Source organism: Streptosporangium sp. NPDC049376 (genome assembly GCF_044466505.1).
In the GTDB taxonomy this organism is placed as follows: domain Bacteria; phylum Actinomycetota; class Actinomycetes; order Streptosporangiales; family Streptosporangiaceae; genus Streptosporangium.
Window position 1 is genome coordinate 26669 of record NZ_JBITMT010000038.1, and the last position, 6041, is coordinate 32709.

General features: G+C 68.9%; 5 protein-coding genes and 1 riboswitch. Of the genes, 2 read left to right on the top strand and 3 right to left on the bottom strand.

The window, feature by feature from the left end; all coding sequences use genetic code 11:
* The first annotated feature begins 48 nt into the window (after positions 1-48).
* Complete coding sequence (locus ACIBVQ_RS40040) at positions 49-747, top strand: membrane protein insertase YidC (RefSeq protein ID WP_352014908.1); 699 nt, start codon at positions 49-51, stop codon at positions 745-747.
* A gap of 117 nt (positions 748-864) precedes the next feature.
* Here the strand turns inward: ACIBVQ_RS40040 and ACIBVQ_RS40045 are convergent, their stop codons facing one another.
* Entirely contained in the window at positions 865-1290 is a 426-nt protein-coding gene (locus ACIBVQ_RS40045) for an ATP-binding protein (protein ID WP_386194317.1), read from the bottom strand.
* A gap of 181 nt (positions 1291-1471) precedes the next feature.
* Positions 1472-3343, bottom strand: a complete 1872-nt coding sequence (locus tag ACIBVQ_RS40050) for a PAS domain S-box protein (RefSeq protein WP_352014910.1) — start codon at positions 3341-3343, stop codon at positions 1472-1474.
* Positions 3344-3467: 124 nt separating this feature from the next.
* On the opposite strand from ACIBVQ_RS40050, the gene ACIBVQ_RS40055 reads away from it, so the two are divergent.
* Positions 3468-4043: a methylated-DNA--[protein]-cysteine S-methyltransferase gene (locus ACIBVQ_RS40055; RefSeq protein ID WP_352014911.1), complete on the top strand. Its 576-nt coding sequence runs from the start codon at positions 3468-3470 to the stop codon at positions 4041-4043.
* 24 nt (positions 4044-4067) lie between these two features.
* Here the strand turns inward: ACIBVQ_RS40055 and ACIBVQ_RS40060 are convergent, their stop codons facing one another.
* Positions 4068-5435: a cytosine permease gene (locus ACIBVQ_RS40060; protein ID WP_362784994.1), complete on the bottom strand. Its 1368-nt coding sequence runs from the start codon at positions 5433-5435 to the stop codon at positions 4068-4070.
* Positions 5426-5538, bottom strand: a riboswitch (TPP riboswitch). It overlaps the preceding gene by 10 nt.
* Between the last annotated feature and the right edge of the window lie 503 nt (positions 5539-6041).

Consider the following 6041-nt stretch of genomic DNA (forward strand, 5'->3'; position numbering starts at 1 on the left):
TGTGCTGTCTTCCATCCCTGTCAAAGGGCAGTCAGAAGGGCTCTGTTCATGTTCGACTCCGTCATCGGGTTCACCGCCGACCTCATCACCCTCCTCGCCCAGCCGCTGGGCTCGGCCGCCCTGGCCATCGTCGTCTTCACCGTCTGTGTGAGGCTGTTGCTCCTGCCGTTCGGCGTCATGCAGGCCAGGGGTGCCCGGGCCCAGGCCGCGCTGGCGCCGAAGCTCGCCAAGCTGCGGGAACGGCACGCGAAGGACCCGGCACGGCTGTACCGGGAGACGACCGCCCTGTACGCCGAGGAGGGGGTGTCACCGTTCGGCGGCTTCCTTCCCGGGCTGGCGCAGCTGCCGGTCCTCATGGTCGTCTACCGGGTCTTCATCTCCTCCACGATCGCGGGCCACGCGAACGCGCTGCTCACCCACGGGCTGTTCGGCGTGCAGCTCGGGCAGCACTTCGCGGGCGTGGTCTCCGGGTTCGGGCTGATCAGCGGGCCGACGCTGGTGTTCGCCTGCCTCTTCCTGCTGTTGCTGGCCGTCGCCGCGGTCACCTCACGGCGGATGAGGTCGGCGACGGTACCGCAGGGTCCCGGCTCCGGGGTGCTGCGCCGGGTGCTGCCGCTGCTGCCGTTCCTGACGGTCCTGGGCGCGGCCGTGCTCCCGCTCGCGGCGGGGATCTATCTACTGGTCACGACCGCGTGGGCCGCCGCCGAGCGGGCGGTGCTGTACCGCTCCGTGCCCGCGGGGGTGTGATCCGTCAGCCGTCACAGAGTGTGACGAGGAGGGCCGGGTGCCGTCGAGGTCGGCGCCAACGGCAAAGGAATGGCCGGTCGTGCCCCGCCTCATTGTTCCGGTGAGGCGGGACGCGCCCTACCCGCATTCACGCAACGCGGGCTGGGGGACGGAGACCTTTTCGTTACCCACGGTGTCGGCGGCGGTGACGACCGCCCAGACCGTGGTGATCTCCCCTTCGTGCCTGACCCCCCAGCTGGTGGCCAGATATTCGACGATGCCGAGCCCCCGGCCCCCCAGAGAGGAGAGTGTCGGACGCCCCGCCCGCGGCTCCGTGGCGGCCCCTCCGTCACTCACCGCTACCTCCACGTGCTCGTCGGCCCAGCGCCATGCCACTCTGATCTGACCGGACGGCAACGGATGAGCATGCCTGAGCGCGTTGCTCAGCAGCTCGCTGACCACGAGGACCGCGTCATCTATAGCGGTCTCGTAGACCCCCCATTCCTGCAGGTCAGAGCAGAGGCGTTGGCGTGCGACAGCGACGCTGGACGGTGCATACGGCAACAGAACGACGCTCGACGCACTCACCTCCCCGTATCCCTGTTCCCCCTGAGGAACCACACCCCAGTACGACCGAAATGCCCCGTTAGATGGTCTTAGAAACCGGGAGGCAATTACAGCTTGTACACATTCGACAATAGATCAGCTCATCCGTTACCGGCTTGTTACCGGAACGGCGTGTCGGTCAGGTAAGGGCGCTGGGCGTGTCGGCAATGCGAAGCGCCAGCCGCATTCGGGTGCCCCCTCCCGGCCTGGAGTGGGCGGAGACCTCTCCTCCCTGGGCGCGGGCGAGACTGCGGACGATGTACAGCCCGAGGCCGACCCCGCCGAACCGGCGACGGTCTCCCGTGTCTCCCTGGACGAAGCGATCGAAGATCCGCTCCCGGCTCGTGGGCGTTATGCCCACACCCTCGTCGTCCACTACCACCACCACCCAGTCACCGTCGGCCCAAGCCTCGACCCTGATCAGGCCACCGTCCGGTGAATATTTGAACGCGTTCTCCAACAGCTGGCCCAGCACGATATCGGTGGCGATGGCGTCCCCGGACACCGGGGGCAGGTTTTCTTGGACAATCACCTCAACCCTATGCACATCAGACAGATCAGGCAGACCGAGTGTCGCCGCCACGATCAGTCTGCCGAGGTCGATTCCCTCGATCTTCAGGGGCAGTTCGCCCGCCCCCGCCCGCGAGCCGAGCAGCAGGTTGTCCATCAGCTTGCCGAGGGAACGCGCCCGCTCGGCGATGATGCGCACCGCGGAACGGCGCTCCTCGTCGGTCATGCCGTCCCAGCGGGCGGCGAGGGTCCCGGCGAAGCCCTGCACCACGGTGATCGGGGTACGCAGCTCGTGGCTGGTCGTGGCCAGGAAGAGATCCTTGGCCTCCTCAAGCTCCTTGGCCCTGGTGACGTCGCGGAAGTCGACCACGACCTCCCCCGTCTCGACGATCTCCGCGCTGAGCACGTCGAGCCAGATGCCCGAGGGAAGCTGGAGAGTGAGCTTGTCCCCCGGCCCCGGCAGCTCGAACGGCGGCGGCCCCCCGAGCACGTCCAGCGCGTCGAACCCGGTCAGCTCGGCCGCCGCAGGGTTCCACTGGACGATCTTTCCCTGCCCGTCGAGTACGGCGATGCCGTCGGCGCTGGCGTCGAACACCGCCCGCTGGTGGGCGCGCTGCCGTACGGCCTCCTGGTAGGCCATCGCGTTGCCGACGGCGATGCCCGCGTGCCCGGCCAGCAGTTCGAGCAGCTCCAGCTCGACGTGCCCCGCCTTGTGCTTGGCGAACAGGGCGTACAGCGCGCCGTACGGCCTGCCGCCCGCCATGGCCAGGCCGAGGGCGATCGTGTGCAGACCGGGCAGCTGCGACCAGATCAGCTCGTCGAGGCGGCCCTGGTCGCCCGTCTCCAGCATCACGGTCCTGCCGGTGCGCAGCAGCTTGCCGACCAGGCTGGTGCGCATGTGCGCGGTCGAGTCACGCAGCGACTCGGGCAGCCGGTGGCTGGCCACCAGCCGGAGCCTGTCGCCCTCGATGAGCACGAACCCGCCCGCGTCGGCCCCGGTCAGCTCGGTGAGACTGGCCGCGATCCGGTCGAGTACGGCGGGCAGCTCCCGCTCGGCGTTGATGTCGGCGACCACGTCGGTGAGCCTGCGCACGAGCCTGGCCCTGCGGACCGCCCGTTCCTGGGCGCTCTCGTCGTCCTGGACCAGGTGGTAGACGCTGACGTACCCCAGCAACGCGCCCGCCTCGGAGCGCAGCGCGCTGATGTCGAGCCGTAGGTCGAGCAGGCTGCCGTCCCTGCGGAAGCGCTTGGTGCGCAGTGAGACCTGGCCGCCGGTGCGCACCCGTTCGAGCACCGCGTTGTGCTCGGCCGTCAGCTCCCCCGGCACCAGCGGGGGCCTGCGTCCGAGGACCTCTCCGGCCGGCCAGCCGAAGAGACGTTCCGCGGCCGGATTCCACGCCAGGACCGTCTGGTCGCGGTCCAGAACGACTATCGCATTCGGGGCACTGGCGACGATCGCGCGGCCGACGCCCTCGTCGCTTTCGGCCCTGTCGTCACCCACAGAACCATAGTGCCGCGTCAACTGGCCTGATCTTGGCACTTCGTCCGCATGTGCTGACACTCGTTGCGACGATCCGTCCGATACGCTGCGGTGACCACACGCCTGGACACGGAAGGGTGGGGCCATGGCATCCGGGTCAGCCAGCGATCTCGACGCCCTGCTGCGGGTGACCTCGTCCACCTATGTGGGCGCCACCCACCCGGACATCGCGTTCGGCACCATCGAGGTCCCCGTAGGACGGCTGACGCTCGCGGCGACACATCGGGGCGTCGTCGCGTGCAGCTACGAGGACGAGAACGTCGTCTTCGAACGTGTCAGCAGGGAGGTCGGCTCCTTCATCGGCCCCGATCCCCGCAGGCTCGACCCGGTCCGCAGAGAGCTCGACGCCTACTTCTCCGGCAGGCTCCGCGCCTTCACGGTCACCGTGGACCTCCAGCTCGCGACCTCCTTCGCCAGGACCGTGCTGCAGATGATGCTGGCCGTGCCGTACGGGACGGTGACGACCTACCGGGAGATCGCCGAGCGGATCGGCAGGCCGAGGGCGCTGCGCGCGGTCGGCAACGCGCTGGGCAGCAACCCGGTCTGCGTGATCGTGCCGTGCCACCGGGTCGTCGAGAGCGAGGCCGTCCTCGGCGGCTACGCCGGAGGCGCGACCGCCAAGGAACGACTCCTACGGGTGGAGAGCACCGCCCGCCTCTAGGCCCTCCGGGCACGAAAGGGCGGATCAGGTACGGCGGCGCCGCCTCAGAGCGAGAAGGCGCGGCGCCCCAATCGCCAGGGTGATCAGTCCGGAGACCAGGAAGGCGCCGAGGGCGGCGCTCATCCAGGGCTGGGGGGTGAACCCGACCGCCCGCTTGGCACCGTCCCAGATCGCCGCCCACCAGGAGACCTGCGAGGGCGCCGCGAGCATCCACCACGTGACGAAGCCCAGCACCCACGGCAGGACCATGACCAGGCGGGAGGGCGCGTTCTCTGAGATGTCCCAGTTCCTGCCCCTGCCGAGCAGGAAGTAGTCGACCGCCAGCACACCGAACATCGGCACGAACACCGCGCCGATGATGCTCAGGAAGGCGCCGTAGGAGTTGACGTCCACGACCAGGGCGATGGCCGTGGTCAGCACGCCGACGGCCACGGAGAAGACGCGGCGGTCGATCCTCGGCATCAGGTTCTGCAGCGACATCGCGGTCGAGTAGACGTTCGCGAACGACTGGTCGGTCTCGCGCAGCACGAGGATGCCGAAGAACAGCGCGCCCAGCGGGGCCGCGACGAACGGCTCGAACACCGCGGTCTGGTTCTCCTGGACCACGGCGTGCCCGGCGAGCGCGACCGCGTAGACGCCGACGGCCAGACACGCGACCTGGGCGACGGTGTAGCCGCCGACGATGCCGGTGAAGGCGGCCCGGCTCGACCGTGAGTGCCTGGCGTAGTCCGCCGCGACCGGCACCCAGGAGACCGAGAGGGCGACCACGAAGTCGACCGCGGCCGCGAAGGCGTCCCAGGAGCCGCCGCTCTGCGCGGGAGTCTCACGCAGGAAGACCACCGCGAACCAGACGACCGAGACGACCACACCGATCGTGACGAACCGCCTGAGCAGCCTGATGGCTCCCAACGGGTAGATGGTCAGCGCCATCGTCAGCGCCCCTGCCGCGACCACCCAGACCGCGTAGGGGACCGAAGGCCCGAAGATCGCCTGGGCGCCCATCGCGACGACCCACAGCTCGAAGGCCCCCCAGCCGATCATCTGGACGACGTTGAGCACGGTCGGCACGTAGGAGAGCCGTACTCCGAACAGCCCACGCAGCAGCACCATCGCGGGCTGCCCCGTCTGCACCCCGGGAACCGCGGCCAGGCCGACCATCGCGGTGCCGATGAGGCTGCCGACCAGGGCCGCCAGCAGCGCGGCGCCGAAGGTGAGCGGGTTGTCGCCGCCCAACGGGTTGATCAGGACGAGCGCGAAGGAGAAGCCGAGCAGGCTGACGCCCAGGTTGGCCCAGAACGCTCCCTGGTCGAGCATGCCGAGGGTCTTCGGAGGTGCCTGGTCGAGGGTGAGGGGGGCCTCGGCATGCTTGGAATTGATGACGTCAGACGTCATGACGCGCTCCCTACGCCGGCATTACCCGGACAGGTTCATGCGGTCGGCGACAGCCGTAGTCGCCCTCTCAGCCTGGTTGCCCCAAGCTCCCGCGTTTGCTTACGTGCCGAACCGGGATCAGCCCAGTTCGCGCCCCCATGATGCACCATTAGTCCACTTCCGGCTACTTCCCCCTAGTGAGGGAACCGGCACGGGGTGCGTCCGTGGACGTCCGCGAGAGTACGGCCACGTTCGCTGCGATAGCCGTACCGCACGGTCAACGACCTGCCGGAACGTACGGCCGGCCTCGCGCGCCGAGCCAGCCGGTCGAAGGGTGGCGCAGACCATCCCCGCGTGCTCGGGGAGCACGTGACGCCGATGGCGTCGGCGGTCTGCATCCAGGAACCATCCCGCGCGGGGATGGTCCCACGAACGCCATGCCGTCGTCGCCCGGCGTGGTGTGCTCCCCGCGCACATGGGGATGGTCCTGCTCTGAACTAGCAGAATCTTTTGTTTAGGCCCCGTTCGGTAGCTACTGAGGATGAATTCCCGGGGTTAGGTCAGTTCGAGGGTCAGGCCGGTCTCGGCGAAGAAGCCGTCGATCAGATCGGGCCGATATTGCATGCG

Coding starts and splice junctions, on each gene's coding strand:
- ACIBVQ_RS40040 (WP_352014908.1), top strand. CDS start 49: ATGTTCGACTCCGTCATCGGGTTCACCGCCGACCTCATCACCCTCCTC.
- ACIBVQ_RS40055 (WP_352014911.1), top strand. CDS start 3,468: ATGGCATCCGGGTCAGCCAGCGATCTCGACGCCCTGCTGCGGGTGACC.
- ACIBVQ_RS40060 (WP_362784994.1), bottom strand. CDS start 5,435: ATGACGTCTGACGTCATCAATTCCAAGCATGCCGAGGCCCCCCTCACC.